Raw genomic sequence first — 18526 nt, 5'->3', positions numbered from 1 at the left:
ACTACCTACAGGCCGACAACTTCGCCGCCGGCGGACAGGTGCTCCGCCCAGTCGGTCACGTGCGGGTTCTTCCGCAGCACCGCGCGGCGCTGACGCTCCGTCAGCCCGCCCCAGACACCGAACTCGACCTTGTTGTCCAGCGCGTCCGCTCGGCACTCGGTGAGTACCGGGCACGCGCGGCAGATCGCGGCCGCCTTACGCTGCTCCGCGCCGCGCACGAACAAGGCGTCCGGGTCCTTGCCGCGACACTGTGCGTGAGTTACCCAATCCCCCCGGTCAAAAACGAGATGTCCGGATGCGTCGCACTTGCGGGACGTGGTCCGTTGTGCGTTTCGCTGCGTCCTGTTACCCAAAGCCGTGCTCATAGCCGTGCTCCTTTTCTCGTTCGCCTGCGCCGCCTCCTGGGCGCAGTTTTATACATCTGACCGCATATCTCCGGTCCCATGTAAATGTAATCACATAAAAAAGTTTGCTGTCGAATGGATCACATTTTCGGGGGGCCTTTTATATTCCCACGCACAGGCCCAGTCATTTAAGGTATTGGCGTGTCCGCACTGAAATCCCTAGGAAGCCTCCTGGCCGCGCTCGTTGCTGCGGCGCTGGCTATTGCCCTTTGCCTCGCTCCTGTCGCAGGCCTGGGCGGCGCCGCCGTCGCCCGCACCGACGAGACGATGCAGTCCAATCTCTCCGACCTCACGCACGGCGAAGTCCCCGGCGTCACCACAATTAACGACGCCACCGGCGCCCCCATGGCCTGGATTTTCAAGCAACGCCGCTACGAGGTGGCCAGCGACGGGATCTCCCAGCACGTCAAAGACGCCCTGGTGGCAACGGAGGACCGCCGCTTCTACCAGCACGAAGGCGTGGACATGCAAGGCTTCGCCCGCGCGATGGTGACCAACGTGCTCGCCGGTGGTGTGGAGCAGGGCGCGTCCACGATCAACCAGCAGTACGTGAAGAACTACCTCTGGCTCATCGACGCGGAAAACGAGGAAGAGGCCAACGCCGCCACCGAGCAGTCCATCCCGCGCAAGCTGCGCGAGATGCGCATGGCCTCCGACCTGGACAAGACGCTGGAAAAGGACGAGGTGCTAACCAGGTACCTCAACCTCGTCTCTTTTGGCAATCACGCCTTCGGCATCGAGGCGGCGGCGCTGACGTACTTCGACGTCCCCGCCCGCGACCTCAAGCCGGAACAGGCGGCACTCCTGGTGGGCATCCTGCAGTCCGTGGAAGCGCTCAATCCGTACACCAACCCGGAGGGAGCCACCCAGCGCCGCAACGTGGTTTTGAACAACATGGCAGCCCAGGGCTACATGGACCAGGCGGAAGCGGACCGCCTGGCCGGCACCCCACTGGGCATCTTGGAGCGACCGAAGACGCTGCCGCAGGGCTGCATCGCCGCCGGCGACAAGGGGTTCATGTGCGACTACGCCCTGCGCTACCTGGAGGACAAGGGGCTGGACACGGAGACCATCCTCAACGGCTCTTACACCATCACCACCACCTTGGATCCGGCGGTGCAGCAGGTGGCCAACAACGCGGTCCGCAACAATGTCAGCCCCTATGCCCCGGGTGTGGCCGAGGTGATGAACATCGTCCGCCCCGGCGCTGATTCCCGCGACATTTTGGCCATGGCGTCCTCGCGGTTCTACGGCCTGGACCTGGACCAGAGCCAGACGATCCTGCCGCAGCCGGTGTCGCTGGTAGGTGCCGGCGCAGGTTCAGTGTTCAAGATCTTCACCGCCGCCGCGGCACTGGAGCAGGGCTACGGTTTGAACACGATGCTGGAAACGCCGGTGCGCTCGGTGCTTTACGGCATGGGCGGCGGCGGCGCAGCCAACTGCCCGCCGGGTGCCTACTGCGTGGAAAACGCCGGCACTTACGCCCCGCGTATGACGCTGCAGGATGCGCTGGCGCAGTCGCCGAACACCACGTTTGTGGAGCTGATCCAGAAAACCGGTGTGACGCCGGTGGTTGACTTGGCGGTGCGCCTGGGCTTGCGCTCGTACGCGGACGAGAACTCGTTCGGCGACGGCCGCTCCATCGCCCAGGCGGCGAAGGAGGACAACATGGGTGCCTTCACCTTGGGCCCGCTGGCGGTCAACGCGCTGGAGCTGTCCAACGTGGGCGCCACCTTGGCCTCGGGTGGGCGTTGGTGCGAGCCGAACCCGATCAAGGAAGTGCTGGATCAGCACGGCAAGCAAGTCTTTATCGACCGTCCCGCCTGCGAACAGGCCGTCTCGCCGGAGGTCGCTGGCGCGCTGTCGCACGGTATGTCGAAGGACATTATCGACGGCACCGCGTCCGCTTCTGCCCGCAACAACGGCTGGTCAGCCCAAACGGCCGCGAAGACGGGCACGACGGAGTCCCACCACTCCACCGCGTTTTTGGGATTCACCCGCGGCATGGCGGCGGCGCCGTACATCTACAACGACGGCGTGCAGTCCACCCCGCTTTGCACCCAGCCGGTGCGCCAGTGCCAGTACGGCACCCTGTTCGGCGGCAACGAGGCCGCAGACACCTGGTTCCAGGCTGCGGCCGGGGTGCCGGGTGCCGCGGCTGGTGGTTTGCCGCCTGCGAGCCCGGCGCACGTGCGCGGCACCAAGCGCGGGGCGCTGGACGCGGTGGTCGGACAGTACTCCTCCGCCGCGAAGTCCCAGCTTGAGGCGCAGGGCTACGTGGTCACGCTGAACACGGTTTACGGCGCCGGCGCGCCGGCTGGCACGGTGGTCTCTGCGGTTCAGGACGGCGCGAATACCACGGTGACTCTCAACATCTCTGACGGCGCCGGCGCTACCAGCGCTAGTCCCACCGCGCCGCCGACCACCTCGCCGGCGCCCACGTCGCCGACCGCGCCGCCTTCGCCAAGCCCCGCTCCCCCGCCGGGCATCGAGGGGCTCGAGCAATCGCTCAACGACGCCCGCGATGCCATCGCCGACGCTTTCGGCGTCGGCAACGACGCCGGCAACGACGCCGGCAACGACGCAGCCCCGAACTAGCTCAGGCGGGCCTTGACGGCCTCGGACAGGCGCTTGCCGTCGGCGCGGCCTGCAGCCTTCGCCGTGGCGGCCTTCATAACCTGCCCCATCTGGGCCATGGACTCGGCGCCGGTTTCGGCGATAGCTTCGTCGATAAGCTTGGCAAGCTCCTGGTCATCCAGCTGCTTCGGCTGGTACGCCTCGAGGATGCCCGCCTCCGCGAGCTCGGCGTCCGCGAGGTCGTCGCGGCCGTTGGTTTTATAAATGTCCGCGGACTCGCGGCGCTTCTTTATCTCACGGGCGATGATCTTCTGAATCTCCGCGTCATCCACCTCGTGCTTGGAGCCCTCGGTCTCGGCGGTCTGGATCGCGGCCAGCAGCATGCGGATGGTGCCGGTGCGCTCCTTTTCCTTCGCCTTCATGGCTTCCTTGAGGTCTGCGCGGATCTGGTCTTTCAGTGCACTCATGCTTGCGAGATTACAGTGGTGCGGGTGAAGAAGTTGACGGGAATCGGAGCACTTTGCCTATCGACGGGCGCCGCCGCGCTGACGTGGGGGTACACCCAACGCAACAATTTCCAGCTGCGTGAATACACATTGCCCCTGCTCGCACCGGGTGTGTTGGACGGTCGTGATGCGTTCAAGGTGCTGCACATCTCCGACCTGCACATGATCCCGGGGCAGCGGCGGAAGGTGGAGTTCGTCTCCAGCCTGGACGCGCTCGAGCCGGACCTGGTGATTAACACCGGCGACAATCTGTCGGATGTCGGCGGCGTGCCGTGGGTGCTCGACGCCCTGGGCCCGCTGCTGAACCGCCCGGGCGCGTTCGTGTTCGGCACCAACGACTACTGGGCGCCACGGCCGGTCAACCCGCTGAAGTACGTGACCGGGGCGAAGCGCGAGCCGTCGTACGAGGACCTGCCGTGGGAGGGCATGCGCGCCGCGTTTGTGGAGCGCGGCTGGCAAGACGCCACCCACGCCCGGCTGGAATTCAAGGCGTCCGGGGTGCGCCTGGCGCTGGCGGGCGTGGACGACCCCCACCACGAGCTGGACCGCTACTCCGAGGTGGCAGGCGCGCCTAACAGGGACGCGGATCTGTCCATTGGCCTGCTCCACGCGCCGTACCGGAGGGTGCTGGATTCATTTGAAACCGACGGCTACCAGCTTGCCCTGTCCGGACACACCCACGGCGGGCAGATCTGCCTCCCCGGTCAGCGCGCGATTGTAACCAACGCCGACATCGACCGCGAGCGCGCATCCGGCCTGCACAAGTACGGCGAGATGTGGATGGAGGTCTCCAACGGCCTGGGCCAGTCCAAGTACGCGCCGGTGCGGCTGTTCTGTCCGCCGTCCGCGAGCCTGATCCGCGTGGTGGAGCGAGGAGAATAGGCCGACCTACCTGGTGTTTTGGCCGAATCGCCACCCGGGGGTAATGTGTTGCCAGTACCGCGGGCGAGAGCCTGCAGATACAACCGGGATATGGCGCAGCTTGGTAGCGCGCTTCGTTCGGGACGAAGAGGTCGCAGGTTCAAATCCTGTTATCCCGACCACCTCAACGGGTCGATGACCTGCATTTACTTCAAATGCAGTGATTCGGCCCGTTTCTTTTGTGCTTTGTTTGTCACCTGGCTACCGGGAGTTGTTGGACATGCAGGTCGCCACGGCTGAGTCCACTGCCTTTTGGACTGGGTTCTTCCGCGACTGAATCGCCCGTGGCCTGACCGGGTTTTCCTCGTCACCAGTGATGCACATCTTGGTATCCAAGCAGCCGTTGGTCACTGCTTACCGCAGGTGAGTTGGCAACGGTGCCGGACCCAATCCGCGAAGAACCTCTACTCGCAGGTGCCGAAAACACAATGGCCGACGCTATCGGCAATGTTTCACACTCTCTTCCAGCAGCCCGACGCTGACAGCGTCTGTGCTCAGGCCCGTGAGGTTGTAAGGTTCTGCGGGCAAAAATTTCCTCATGTGGCCGACTACCTGGAGGAATCACCCGATGCGCTGTTAGCTTTTTACTACTGCACCGAAACCGGTATGAACCAAGATCTGGTCTAATAACCCCACCGAACGGCTCAACCGAGAAATCCGACGTCGCACCGACGTCGTCGGGATCTTCCCAAACTGTGAAGCCGTCATCCGGCTGGTCAGGGCCGTCCTGGTGGAACAACACGATGAGTGGATCCAGCAAAAACGCTACATGTCGCTGACCAGCCTGACCCAGACCAAGGAAATCATCGCTGCCAACCTCGTCGACGACACTCCCACCGACAGCAAAAAGATCGCCGCCTAATGCTAACCCACCCCCCGCCCCCGAGACGGCCCCAAGCACCCGCCCCCGAAACTAACCACATACCCGAAAGCCAAATACACCACTTCCCAGGACTTGACCGAACACCTTCTCCCACTGCGGTCTTTGGGAGCTCCCCGAGGACTACGTTCTTTGTTCCAGACCTTGCGTGCCTCCGTCCCAATCGCGGGTACGTTGCTGGTTCCACAAGGGGAGCGTATTTGTTCCGTAAATATTACGGTACCTTTGCCAGGGCATTGGAAGAGTGGAGGTGCAAACGAGGAATTTGCAGTTATTTTCAACTCCTGTTGAGCTAGAGCTGACGCCTCCGGCATAGACTCACTAAAACAAGTTGCTAACACCGAGCAAGTACCTCAACCTTCGGGGCTCCTTCTGGGAAAGTCGAAGAATCTGAAAGTACGCTTACCGTAATGATTTGGAGAACATTTTGATAGGCCAAAACTTTATCCCTACCAAGCAGGCTTTTACCGCTGCTGTTGTCCTAACGGTGGCCCTCTCAGGGGTGAGGAATTTTGGCTAGCTCTTGGTTTCCAATTTTGATAACTCTCAGCGCCTCAGTGGTCATGGCTACTGCAAGCTATTCCGCATGCAGACGCCGTCCCAATCATCCGCTGGTTAGTGATCGCTCGATTTGGGGAGCGGTTTTATTCGCTATTTCTTTCGTCAGTTACCTAGCTTCGGCGACGTTGCTGTTACTTTATGGAATTAACGATAGCGCTATAGTTGCCGCTACAGCAGGGCTCTTTATTTGTGCTTTCGCTTACGCTGCAACGAAGCCGAAACATGACCAAGATTATCTGTAGGCATGGATCAACCTAAGAAGGTGAAAGCGTTCTGGATGACTGAGTAACTTCTTGCTCGATGTCAACGTGCATGCTGCGACGAGCTCATCGCGGGGCACTTAACTGACCGACCGGATGCTCACAAGGTCCAACGTGGACTGATTTCTTCGCTTCTTTCGTGCCCGTCTCATGGCACATTCTTGTCACCCGTTTCTCACCCAGGGTGACGATACGAGACAAACGAGACACGCAAGAGAGCCCCGAACAAACGTGAACTACGAGGTAGACGACACACTCCGGCAGTTCCACTTCGTTCGGGACGAAGAGGTCGCAGGTTCAAATCCTGTTATCCCGACCAATGTCATGAGTCGCGTCATGCTTGACGCATGAGTCGCGACATGCTGGACGGACCGGCATCCCAGTTGTTTTTGTTCTGGGGTGCCGGTTTTGTTCATTCGGGGGGCAGTGGTGGGTCGCCGTGTTTCCAGTAGGCCTTTTGGTAGTCGCGGGCGGTGTCGATGTAGTGCTCGGTGATGACTTCTCCGGTTTCGGCCAGTGATGTGATGATGTGGTTGTCGGTGATGACCATGAGGATTTTCTTGTGTTTGTAGGCGCGTCCGATGCCGAGGTGGAAGAGTTTGCCGGCGTAGCGCACGGAGACTTTGCCGTTTTTGTCGACTGTGTCGTTTCGGGTGCGCCATTCTTCTTTGGGGTTGTCGTTGGGTGTGGCTTTGACTCCGGTGGTGTATGCCTGTTGCGGGGTGTGTCTGCCTAGGGCGCGGTGGGGTCGGGTGCAGTTGTAGTATTGGCGAAATTCGTTGAGGAGTTGTTGCAGCTCATCGATGGTTTGTGCTGGGGGTCGGGCGGTGATCCATTTTTTGAGGGTTTGGTGGAATCGCTCAATTTTTCCTTGGGTTTGGGGGTGGCCTGGCCGGCCGTTTTTCTGTTGGATTTTGTGTGTGGCGAGCACTTTTTCGAATGCGTTTCGCCCGCCTTTGCGCCCGGCTAGGCGGGCGGTGAACACCAGGCCGTTGTCCGTCAGCGTGGATGCTGGCGGGCCGTATGCGCCGATCAGGCGGGTGAGTTCGGCGGCGACGGCGGGGCCTGTAAATGCGGCGGCCGCGGTGATTGATAACAGGTATCGCGAGTGGTCGTCGAGGAAGTCGAGGACTTCTATCCGCGTGTTATCAGCGAGGAAGAGGTGTGTGATGTCGGCTTGCCAGCATTCGTTGGGCATCGCGGCTTCGAAGCGGATGTAAGAGCTTTTCGGCTTCTTTTGCGGCTGCGGGGTGATCAAGCCCTCGTTGGTGAGGATGCGGCGGATCGTTGATGTTGAGGGGGCGCGTTTGCCGGCCTGTTCGAGGTGGTAGGCAATGGTTTCGGGCCCGGCGTCGAGTCCGTGTCGGGTGAGTTGTTTGCGGATGCTGATGATTTCGTTGCGTAGTGCTTCCGGCACGGCGTGCGGGTGGGTGTGAGGGGCGCGTGATTTCGGTGCGATTGCTTCGGCGCCGCCTGCGTCGTAGGCGTTGAGGATCTGGTGGACGCGTTGCCGTGAGATGCCGAAGCGTTTGGCGACGCTGGTGGGTGTGCCGCCTTGATCTCTGACGGCTCTGACGATGGCGATGTTGCGGTTAGGATTGTTCATAGTGTCAAACATGTCCCGACTCACCAGTCAAACATCACCGACACGACTGAGGTAGCCCTAAGTGTCAACAATGACGCGACTGACCTGTCAAGGATCACAACGTCTTCCGCAGGCACACCCCGTCAAATATGTCGTGACTTCAGACACTGTTATCCCGACCAACACAAACCCGCCTTTCAAGGCGGGTTTTTCGCATTTGGGGGCGTCGGGGTGCATGCTCACCCTCCGCGTTAACGCTCTTGCAACATGGCCCCCATCAAACTGGTGCGTGTACCGCTTCGAGTACACACCTACACCTCAAGGAAGTCCATATGAAACGCATCATCACCAGCGCCGCCGCGTGCGCGATCGCGCTCGGCGCCGTCGCCGCCCCGGCACACGCCGCCACCGTCGGCGAGAAGGACGCGGGCGGGAACTGCGCCGTCACCCTCACGGACATGGAGAAGGAGTTCATCATGGACACCTTCGACCAGGCCAAGCAGATCGGCGCGCACGAGCGCGCCCGCGATTTCATCGCCGCTGTGGAGACGGTCTACCCGGGTGTCATGGCCGCCAACGAGTCCGCTCTCAAAGGCGAGGCGCCGGACTACTCCAAGATCCTGCCGGCAGAGCTGGTCAAGCCGTACACCGATGCGTTGCGGATGCTCGACGAGACCGAACCGACCACCGCCACCACCCTCGAGGGCGTCAACGTGGACGCGTGGATGGTCGGCCCCTCCACCACGCCGATGGCTGAAGCCCCGTTCACCGAGGGCACCGAGCTCTACGAGGCATGGTCCGCAACCCCCAGCGGCATGCTCTTCATGAACCAGCAGCTTATCGACGAAGCTAACGCCGCGGCCGCCACCTCCTGCGCCAGCGGCGACGTGAAGGAGCTGGACTTCCCCACTGCCCCCATCGCGCTGGATAAGACCAAGCCGGGCGACATGAAGGATACCCCGAACGTCGCCGCCATCGTTGGTGGCGTAATCGCTGCCCTGTTGGCGCTGGCTGGCATCGCGGCGGCGTTGCCGATGCTGGGCATTAACCTGCCCGGCATAAGCATGCCCGGCTTGTAGTCCAAAGAGCCGCGTCAATGACACATCCCGCCCACCCCTTAAGAATTGCGGGGTGGACGGGACGTGGCGTCGATAAGCGTGAGGCGTTTAGCGCTTCGCGATCGGGCCAAGCACCTCATCGATCGGGAACGGGAAGAGCAGCGAGATGAGCGACAGCAGGCCGATGATGCCCGAGATGGACAGCACGGCGATCAGCCACGGGCTGGTGGTCGAGGATCCCTGCGCAGAGCCCTCGGAATCCCCCTCCGGCTGGGCCTCAACCGGCGTCATCGTGGTGTCGAAGGTGAGACCGTGGTTAATGCTCTCGATGCCGAGAGCATTATTGACCAGGAAGAACAGGTCAGTCTGGTCGATCTGGCCGGTCACGTTCGCCGCACCCGGGCCGGATGCCGCGACGCGCAGCTGCGCGCCGGTGTGCTGCTGGCCACCGAGGGCGTCCTCGTCCTCGTTTGTCTTGGAGGTGGCGAAGTTGACGGCCATGGTGGAGCCATCCACCGTGGTCAGCTGGGTCACGCGGCCAGCGGTGTTGGCGTTGTCGTAGGTGATCTGCGCGGTGTGGGCGTGGTCGGCGGTGGCGACGATGAGGGTCTCCTCGCCAGTCTCTTCGACCCACTTCTGCACAGCCTGGACGGCCTCGTCGAGCTGACCAACCTCACCGATCAGGCCGCAGGCGTCCGCCTGGTGGTCGGCCTTGTCCGGGGACGCGGACTCGACCTGGAGCAGGAATCCGTTGTCGTTCTGCAGCAGCTCCAGCGCCTTGGAGGTCATCGCGCCCAAGCGCGGGGTCTCCTCGGTGAACTCCGGGTTCGCCACACAGGTCGCCGGCTGCTGGTCGCCACCGTCGGTCGTCGGGATGGACTGGTTGAGCACGCGCGGCATGTTGCCCTCGGAGAACAGGCCCAGCACCGGCTTGTCGGAATTGGCCTCGGCGATGGCCTCAAGCTCGGACGCGTTCGTCACCACCTGGTAGCCGTTGTCCTTCGCGTTGTCCAACACCGACTTGCCGGCGGTCCAGGTGTTGCCGCTGGCGTTCCACTTGCCGCCTTGAACGACCTCGGTGTCGAAGTACTTGCTGCCGCCGCCGAGAGTGACGTCGGCGCGCAGGTCCACGATCTGCTCCGAGATGGAGCCCAAACCGCCGTTTTCACGCAGCTGATCGCCCTTGGCCACCTTCTTGTCGCCGGACGGTGCGTAGTAGGAGCGGTCGAGCGCGTGCGCGGCGAAGGCCGCCGGGGTGGCGTCCTGGATCTCGGCAGTGGAGACGTTGCCGATCTTCATCCCGCGGGCCTTGGCCAGCTCACCCGTGGTGGCGACCGGCTTACCGGCGTTGTCCACACCGATGGCGCCGTTGTACGACTTCACGCCGGAGTTCCATGCGGTACCGGTGGCGGCGGAGTCTGCCACGTAGTTTGGCAGGCCGGTCTCCTTATCCAGGGAGAAGGTGGTCAGGTAGCCGGTATAGTCCAGGTTGTCCAGGCCCTCGAAGCGGCCAGCGGAGCCCTTCAGGTAGTTGCGGGCTGCGGTGATCTCGGAATCACCGGTGCCGTCGCCGATCAGGACCACGACGTTCTTCGCCTTGGCGTTGTCGATGCCCTGGCCGTCCTTGCCAAACTGGGCGCAGTCGCCCACCTTCGGAGCTTCGCCAGCGGCGACGAGGTAGCAGAGCTCGTCGCCCGGCTTCGCCTTGGAGCGGTTGGCCAGGGATACGACCTTGTTGTCCTTATTGATCTTCCACGGCTTCTGGCCACCGTCGGTGCCGCCGTTGAGTCCGAGCGCGTTCGCCATGACGTAGAAGGCGTCGGTCTGGTCGAGCTGGCCGTTGACGTTCTCGGAACCCGGACCGAAGCCTGCGATGCGCACCTGGGTGCCGGTGTGCATCATGGAGAAGCCCGGGGTGTCGAACGGGTCGCCGTTTTCCTTCTTGTCAAAAACTGGGTTGCCGTTCTCATCCAACCACGGCTGGGTGCCGAAACCGACGGACATGACCGCGCCGCCGTCCTTCGGGGACTGCAGGCGGGTCACAGCAGAGACGGACGGGCGCCCGTCCGGGATGATTTCCGCGGTGTGTGCGTGGTCGGCGGTGACGACGATCATGGTCTCACCGTCAGCCTTGGCAAAGTCCAGGGCCTCCTTGATCACCTCGTCGATCTGCTCGGTCTCGCCGATCATGCCGCAGGCGTCGGCCGCGTGGTCCGCCTTGTCGATGGATGCGGACTCGACCTGCAGGAAGAAGCCCTTGTCGGAGCTCTTGTCGTCGAGAAGCTCGATGGCCTTCTTGGTCATTTCAGCTGCGGACGGCTCGTCACCGCGATCAGCTTCCTTGCAGACCTCAGGCTCGGTGGTGCCATCGGACTTCACCGGTACGGTCTGCTCGAATTTGCGGGTCATGTTTTTGTCGTGGAACAGGCCGAGCACCGGCTGGTCCTGGTTCGCTACGGTGATGTCCTCGAGGCCCTGCTTGTCGTCGACAACCTGGTAGCCCTTGGCAATCGCGTTCTCGCGGACGGACTTGCCGTCCTCCCAGTCAGCGCCGCCGTCGTTCTTCTCCGTCAGGAACGGGTTGCGGTTTTCGCCGCCCTCAAGCACCTCGGCGTCGAAGTACTTGCGGCCGCCGCCCAGAGTAACGTCGGCGCGAGTATCGATGATCTGCTCGGAGATGGATCCGAGACCGCCGTTTTCGCGAGCTTCAGCACCCTTGACCGGCTTCGCGTCGCCGGACGGCGAGTAGTAGCCACGCTTGGAAATGTGGGAGTGCATCGCGCCCGGAGTGGCGTCCTGGATCTCCGCGGTGGAGACGTTGCCGGTGCGCATGCCGGCGTTCTTGGCCATCTCCAGGAGGTTCTCATGCGGCTTGCCTGTGATGTCCACGGACAGCGCGCCGTTGTAGGTCTTTCCACCGGTGGACCAGCCCGTCGCGGACGCGGCGGAGTCGGTGACGTACTGACGCTTGCCGTCCTCACCGATTGCGAAGGTGGTGTACGCGCCGGACGCGGTGAGCTCGTCGAGGCCCTCGAAGCGACCGTTCGCGCCCTTGAGGTAGTTGCGCGCCGCGGTGATCTCCTGGTGGCCCATGCCGTCGCCCAGGATGAAGATGACGTTGCGGGCCTGGGCGTCGGAGTTGCCCTGGCCGCCCTTGCCAAACTGGGTGCAATCGCCCGGCTGCGGCGCGACGACGTTGCCTTCGGAATCAATGGAGATGCAGGTGTCCTTGCCGTTGAACGCCTGCTCCGCGGACTGAGCGAGAGAAACCGGCAGGTTTGCCAGTGCCAGCGCGGAGACGCTGACGACAGCTGCCACTGCCTTGGAGGAGAAACGCATAAGAATTCCTTGAGGTAAGAGGGACGGTTTTTGTAACCATGGCGCAAGCTACTCCCAGGTTGCGTACAGGAGGTGACATTCAGGTGAATTTCAGGTTACGTCCGCATCAGCACAGCTCCTGGCCCTATATTTGTTGCAGGTAAGTGAAATCGGTGTTCAACTAGCGGCGCTTTATTCGTCACGAGAGGTCTGACCACTCCCCCAGCAACCGGACCTTCAATGCAAAAACGGCCTTCGGATCGCTCCGTAGGCCGTCTTTCTTCGCGCGGGCTAGCGCGAGTTACTTCTCGCCTGTCGGTTTCGCTGCGGTGGTCAGCGCGTTCTTCTTAGAAGAACCAGCCTCACGGGAGGATGAGCCAGCCTTCGCGCCGTCCGCCTTCTCTGACGACGCGCCGAAGTCCAACTTGCGCTCAGTGGATCCGAGCACGGTCATCCCGTTGTCGAAGCCCTCCTCGCTACAAGCCTGCGCGATCAGCGTGCCCGTCAGCGCGACTGCAGCAAGGGCGCCGAGGGCGATACCCACCGGGCGAAGCTGCTCGCCGTAGCCGGCGAAGCGCTGATTGAACTGCTGGTTCAGCGCGTTGGCCTGAGCCTCCGCCTGGCGGACCCACTCCGGCTTCTCAATGCCACGGTGGCCGTGGCCGAAGTCCGGGGTGTTCTCGCGGACGAATGCCTCCCAGCGGGCGTTCAACGCGCCGGATGCCTGGTTGATCTGCGGGCCGTACATCTCGTTGACGCCGTAGCCGATTGCGCCGAGAAGACCGACCGGCAGCAGCCACAGCAGCGGGCTGTTCGCGGCGAACGCGTTGGCGACGCAACGCTCCGCGGACGAGCCCTTCTCGTCCTCCACCGGAGTATCCGGCTTCGGCTGCTCCGGCTTCGGATCCTCCGGCTTTTCCTCGACCGGTTTGCCGGTGCCCACGCGGATGACCAGGTTGGTCGGCTCGCGCAGCGTCTCGTCGGTCACCGTCGGGTCGCCGAGTTCCTTGCCTTCCTTCATCTCCCAGACCTTGGTGGTGCGCTTGGCACCATTCTCGCCCTGGGTGACCACCTTGACCACGCCAGCGGCCAGGGTGTCGTCCTCTTCGACGATGGTCTCGAACGGGATCGGCTCGGTGATGACCTCGCGTTTTTCCTGCACATCCTTCGCGGTGCCGATCTCCAGGATGTAATCCTGCGGCTCGGTGACAGTGGTGGCGGTGTCGCCCACGTGCTGCACCAGGCCCGGCTTACCTTCCTGGATCACCTTGTGCTCGCCGGCCGGCAGGTCCGGGTTCTCCGTCGCAATCACCTTGAACGGCAGCGGCTCGAGCCAGTTCAGCTGGTCCGGCTGCTTCGCACCAACGCGGACGAGGCGCGGGATGGCGTCCAGGGTGTTTTCCACGGTGGTCTCATCATCGACGGTGGTCACACGGACGGTGCCCGGCGTGCCCTCGCGGACAACAACCTGCTCGCCCGGCTCGAGCGACGGGTCGAAGATCAGCTGCGTGGTCGGCGGAACCTCCAGCTCGGTCACGGACGCGTTCTTCGGCGTCTTCTTGGTGCCGATGCGGACGACGGCGTTCTTCGGCTCGCGGGTCCGCTCGGTGTTCGTGGTCGGCTCACCAACCAGCTGGCCGTCCTTAAAGTTCTGGGTGGTGGTGACAACTTCTTCACCGACTTCACCCTGCTCGATGCGCTGCGCGCCCTCCGGCAGATCGGGGTCGTAAATCACCTCGGTCTCGAACGGCACCGGACGCGTCACCTTGGTCACGGCGACATCGTCCTTCGGGCCGTATTCGACGATGCGCTCGACCGGTTTCTTCTCCTCGAGCTTGGTCACCTCGCCGGTTGCCGGGTCTGCGGAGTACTTCGTGGAGCCGTTCTCGCCAACCTGCACAACGCGACTCTCGCCGGGTGCGAGCTCGGGGTTGGGCTTAACGGTCGTGTTGAACGGAACCTCGGAGGTCCAGGTGAACGGGTTGGTTTCCGCCTGCTTGGTGCCCACGCGAACAACGCGCTGGACCGGCTTTTGGGTTTCAACCTCTTCGATCGTCCACACCGGCTTGCCGTCGACCATCTCCAGCTTCGGGCGGAGCGTCTTGGAGCCCGGGGTGCCCTCCTGATCGACGACCTCTTCGCCCGCAGGCAGGTTCGGGTCGAACTCGTACTTCACCGGGTACGCGACCGGGATGGTGAGGGGCTCAACGCTTGGCGACGGCGCCGGGGCCGGCTCATCCGGATCCACCTGCTTCGTACCGACGCGGATGATGGCCTTCTTCGGAGCCTTGGTCTCCTCGGTGGAGATGGTCGGCTCGCCGGAAGGCTTGCCGTCCTTAATCTCCTGCGTCGAGGTGATCAGCTCTTCGCCCTTTTCGCCCTGCTGGTCGACGACCTGCTCGCCTGCCGGCAGCGTCTCGTCGAAGACGATCTCGGTCTCGAAGGCGACCTCGCGGGTCTTGGTGGAGATCAGCGTCTGGTCAGCGATGGTCGGGCCGTACTCAATGAGCGCGTCCACCGGATCCTTGGTCTGCTCTTCCTTCGGGGTCACCGTTGCGTCGCTGCCCTTGGAAGAGAAGTCAGCGGTGAACTTCTTCTCACCCAGCACGCCCTCGGTGACAACCTTGACCTCGCCCGGCTTCAGCTCAGGGTTCGGCTTGACCTCGGTGTTGAACGGCACCGGTGCGGTCCACTCGACCTGCTCGGTAGCCTCATCCGGCTTCGTGCCGACAGCGATGATCTGCTCAGTCGGCTCTTCCAGGATCTCCTCGGTGGAGGTCGCCTCGCTGTTCGGCTGGCTGTTCTCAACCGGCTGCGTGACGGTGACCTTCTTCGTGCCCGGCTTGCCTTCCTGGGTGACCTTCTGCTCGCCCGGCGCCAGGGTCGGGTCGTAGACGATACGGGTCGGGAACGGGATCTCGGCCTCAACAGAGTTCACGGTCTGGCCGGCGGTCTTGGTGCCCACGCGGATGATCTGCTCAGTCGGCTCCTTGGTGCGCTCCGTGGTGACGGTCGGGTCACCGGAGGGCTTGCCGTCGACAAGCTTCTGCGTGGAAGTGGAGACCTCATTGCCGAGCTCGCCTTGCTGATCGACGACCTGCTCGCCCTCTGCGAGGGTGTCATCGAAGACGACCTTGGTGGTGAACGGGATCGGCTTGTCGGTCTTGGTCACCAGCTCGTCAGCACCGAGACGCGGGCCGTACTCGATGATGCGCTTGACCGGTTCCTTGGTGTTCTCATCTTCAACAACGTCAGCCTTGTCGCCCTTAGCGGTGAACTTGGCGGTGTAGGTCTTCTCGCCCTTCTCGCCCTCCTGGACAACCTTGGTCTCGCCAGGTGCCAGCTCCGAGTTCTCGCGGACCTCAGTCGGGAACGGGATCGGGAACGTCCAGGTCACATCCTTAGCGCTCTCGGCAGGCTTGGTGCCAATGACGACGACCTCGTTGGTCGGGGCTGTGGTCTGCTCCCAGGTGCCGTCCTTGTTCTGCTTCTCCTCGCCCGGCGCGCCCTCGGTCTCAACCTTGTACTCGCCGGCTGGGATGGTGTCGTCGAACTTGTACTCGACGTCGAACGGAAGCTCGCGTGTCGGAACGTCGACGACGTTCACCACAGCCTTGGCGGTGTCCGTAGAACCGTCTTCGTAGGTCACGGTGACGGGGATCTCGACCTGGCTGCCCGGCTCTGCGTCTGCCGGTGAAGTTGCGGTAATTACGCCGTTGTCGTCGATACTGACGGTCCAACCCTCGGGGAGATCACCCAACTTGTAAGGGTTTTCCTCCGCAACGTTGACGTTGTCCGGCTTCTCCAGAGTCACCGGCAGCGTTGCCGTACCACCCGGGTAAACCGTTTCCTCAGGATAGGTCGGATCGGCTTCCCAATTGTTGGCCAGGTTCACCACGGTGGTCACAGGAACCTTCGGGGAGGAGCCGTCCGGCGTGTCCACGGTGACGCTAATGGTCTTCTTGTCGCCCGGCTTGGAGTCGGCCGGCGGCGTGGAAGAAACGACACCGGTGTCCGGGTCGATCGTGTACTTCCAGCCGTCGACAGTTTCCATCTCGGTGATCGGCTCGTCGTTTTCATCCTTGCCAAAGGAGTATGTCGAACCCTTCGGCGCGTCCTGGATCTGGTGGTCCACAGGTTTGCTCGGGCCGGTGGACTCAACGGAGTAGACCGGTGCGATATCGCCCTTGAGCACGACGACAGTGCCCTTGACCTGCTGTGGTTTCTCCTCGCTGTAGTAAGCGAGAACCGGGACATCCAAGACGTGTCCCTCGGGAGCGGTCCTCGGGATCGTGGTAGTGATCTCGCCGGTTTCCTCATCGATCTTGACGGTCCACGTCCCGGCCTCGTCCTCGATCGTGAGCTCAGTTTTTTCGCCCTCGAAGGTGTATCGAGTCGGAGCCTCGTCATCCTTATTACCGCTCAGACCAACATCCGGAACAGTCGGCGGCAGGCTCACGTTGGTGCCGGGCTTGTTAGTCACCGTGTCGTAGTCCGGAACCTTGATGTCCACGACGGCCTGGAACTGGGTCTCGATCTCATCTGTGGTCTGGTCAGGGTAGGTTGCCTTGACCTTCGGCGTGATGATCGTGCCCGGCGCGACGGTGTCGTCCGCCTTCGCGGTGACCTTACCGGTATCATCGACGGTGACGGTCCAGCCATCGGGGACGGTGGACGGGTCAACCTCGAATTTTGCCGGGTGGACCGGCTTGTGCCCCTTCATGATGGACTTGGTGCCCACCTGGGCGGTGAGGTCGTCGCCAATGGTGCCCTTGGTCAGACTCGGGCGAACAAGGTCGGTGACCTGGGTGTTGTTCGGGTCAACAACCACGAGCAGCTCGAGCTCATCGGTCGAGCCGTTCGAGTACTCGACGGTGACCACCGGTCGGGCGAAGGTGCCCGGCTTCGGTTCCTCCGGGGCGGTGACAGTGACGTTGTAGTCCTCGTCCATCTCGACGGTCCAACCGTCATAGACGTACTTCTCGTCGAGGGAAACCTTGGCTTCGAAGCCGCCGTCGCCCTTCTTCTTCTCCAGGTCCTTAATCAGGTCCGAAACCTGGGTGAAAGTCACTTTCTGCGGCTCGGTAGCGAGCGGGCCCGTCGCGCTATCGACGCCCGAAATAATCGAAGCGTCCGTCTTGTCGTACTTCGGGTCGTGATACTCGGTGTCGTCCAGTGAGAACGCCTTCGAGTCGATCACGTTCGCCTTGCTGTAGCGATCCAGCGAGTTGGAGCTGTCGAAGGCCTCGCCATTGCCGTCGTTGTTGTGCTCAGTGGCAGCTTGGAGCTGGTTAACGCTACGCGGCTTCGCCAGAACGGAGAAGTTCACGTTCTTGTCGGTCGCCTGGTCGGTACCGCGGTACTCAGGCCAGGTGAAGAAGATGTCGCCGGTCTTTTCGTCGACGCGCAGGAGCTGCTCACCGCCGGAGGCTTCTGGGTCTGTGGTGCCGATGAACTCGCCGTTGCCGTCATAGGCTTCCACGACCATGCGGGACAGCGAGTCGTCCGTCTCGCCGTTAGACAGCTCAGGGACGTTGATGTGACCGACCTTCGTTTCCTCACCAGGGACGATCACATGCTTCTCGGCTACCTCGGCAGACTCCCACGACACCGAGATCGGGTTACATTCGATGTTCTCGCTCGGCCACGGGTTCACAGTAGCGCCAAAAGTAGCGCTGCCCCCCTGGGTGGCATTCGAGCCATAAGGATTGTCCTGCTTGTAATTGCTTTGCCAGGCGTAACGCACAGGGTTACCGGCAGAGGCCGAAGCGAACTGCTTGACTTTCTCACCGGTCAGGTCTGCGTAGACATTCAAGCTTCGCAGTCTGCGACCACTAGCAGTAATGTCGATGCTCTCGTCAGCCTTGTGAGTGACGCTCTTGCCAAGGAAGGTCTGGTCGGCCTCCATGGAGGGCACCTGGCCGGTATTCAAGACGTCCTTAAGGTCCCCCGTATTGGAAAAGTACCAATCCGTAAACGTGCGGTCCTTCGAGTTATCAAAGGAGACGCTCAGGCCCCAAGCTTTCTTGTCGGGGCTTTCTGCATTCGGCTCCAGGGTGTTCCAGCTGAAACCTGCCTGACTTCCGCTCGGCTTACCGCTGTCAACAACACACGAACCCGCCGGCAGGTCGGACTCCTGCTGGACGTCCTGTTCGACCGCGCCGGACTTCTCGCGGATGCCGCCGCGCAGGGTGTCAGCGGCAGCGTGCGGCGCCAGCGGCCCCGGCCCCACGATGCTGATGCCGCCAAGCGCGAGCGCAATCGCGGACGATGCCGCAATGCTGCGCGAGGTTGATTTACGGAAACGACGAGATGATTCAGCCATTTTTGCTCCTCTTTGAAGTGAAGTGTGGGTTAAACGACAAAAAGTGTGTCTGGAATCGACGATTTTCAGGGTTTGACCTGTAGGTTTCAGGGAAATATATGCTTCGGGGGCATATATTTAGGTCTCGAGCG

At 62.4% G+C, this 18526-nt stretch carries 8 protein-coding genes, 1 tRNA gene and 1 pseudogene; 5 read left to right on the top strand and 5 right to left on the bottom strand.

The features are described 5' to 3' along the window. Positions 1-5: 5 nt before the first annotated feature. Positions 6-365, bottom strand: coding sequence for a WhiB family transcriptional regulator (locus CAFEA_RS00880; protein ID WP_034996937.1), 360 nt, complete (start codon positions 363-365; stop codon positions 6-8). A 180-nt stretch (positions 366-545) separates the two neighbouring features. On the opposite strand from CAFEA_RS00880, the gene CAFEA_RS00875 reads away from it, so the two are divergent. Then, positions 546-3002 carry a penicillin-binding protein gene (locus CAFEA_RS00875; protein WP_063937807.1) on the top strand — a complete coding sequence of 819 codons (2457 nt, stop codon included), beginning with the start codon at positions 546-548 and terminating at the stop codon, positions 3000-3002. Here CAFEA_RS00875 and CAFEA_RS00870 read toward each other — a convergent pair. Next, entirely contained in the window at positions 2999-3448 is a 450-nt protein-coding gene (locus CAFEA_RS00870) for a GatB/YqeY domain-containing protein (RefSeq protein WP_063937809.1), read from the bottom strand. The two genes, CAFEA_RS00875 and CAFEA_RS00870, sit on opposite strands and share 4 nt — an antisense overlap. 24 nt (positions 3449-3472) lie before the next feature. Between CAFEA_RS00870 and CAFEA_RS00865 the strand changes: the two genes are divergently transcribed. From CAFEA_RS00865 to CAFEA_RS00855, 3 genes and pseudogenes are all read left to right on the top strand, one after another. Further along, on the top strand, positions 3473-4369 hold the full coding sequence (locus tag CAFEA_RS00865; protein ID WP_063937811.1) for a metallophosphoesterase: 897 nt from the start codon (positions 3473-3475) through the stop codon (positions 4367-4369). Positions 4370-4453: 84 nt separating this feature from the next. Further along, positions 4454-4530 (top strand) — tRNA-Pro (locus CAFEA_RS00860). A 77-nt stretch (positions 4531-4607) separates the two neighbouring features. Continuing rightward, positions 4608-5270 (top strand): annotated as a pseudogene (locus CAFEA_RS00855) (IS256 family transposase); the annotation flags it as partial. 1251 nt (positions 5271-6521) lie between these two features. Here the strand turns inward: CAFEA_RS00855 and CAFEA_RS00850 are convergent. Beyond that, the gene (locus CAFEA_RS00850; RefSeq protein WP_063937813.1) at positions 6522-7715 is read right to left on the bottom strand and encodes an IS481 family transposase; all 1194 of its coding nucleotides are present in this window, start codon (positions 7713-7715) and stop codon (positions 6522-6524) included. 311 nt (positions 7716-8026) lie between these two features. Here CAFEA_RS00850 and CAFEA_RS00845 point away from each other — a divergent pair, with 311 nt between their 5' ends. Then, on the top strand, positions 8027-8773 hold the full coding sequence (locus CAFEA_RS00845; protein ID WP_063937815.1) for a hypothetical protein: 747 nt from the start codon (positions 8027-8029) through the stop codon (positions 8771-8773). Positions 8774-8860: 87 nt separating this feature from the next. Here CAFEA_RS00845 and CAFEA_RS00840 read toward each other — a convergent pair whose 3' ends face one another. Next, entirely contained in the window at positions 8861-12091 is a 3231-nt protein-coding gene (locus tag CAFEA_RS00840) for an alkaline phosphatase (RefSeq protein ID WP_063937817.1), read from the bottom strand. 280 nt (positions 12092-12371) lie between these two features. After that, positions 12372-18395 (bottom strand): G5 domain-containing protein, encoded by a 6024-nt coding sequence (locus tag CAFEA_RS00835; RefSeq protein WP_063937819.1) that lies wholly within the window; start codon positions 18393-18395, stop codon positions 12372-12374. Positions 18396-18526 lie beyond the last annotated feature (131 nt).

Source organism: Corynebacterium afermentans subsp. afermentans, from assembly GCF_030408355.1.
In the GTDB taxonomy this organism is placed as follows: domain Bacteria; phylum Actinomycetota; class Actinomycetes; order Mycobacteriales; family Mycobacteriaceae; genus Corynebacterium; species Corynebacterium afermentans.
Note: the sequence above shows the minus strand (reverse complement) of the source record. Positions and strands in the feature narration are given on the sequence as shown.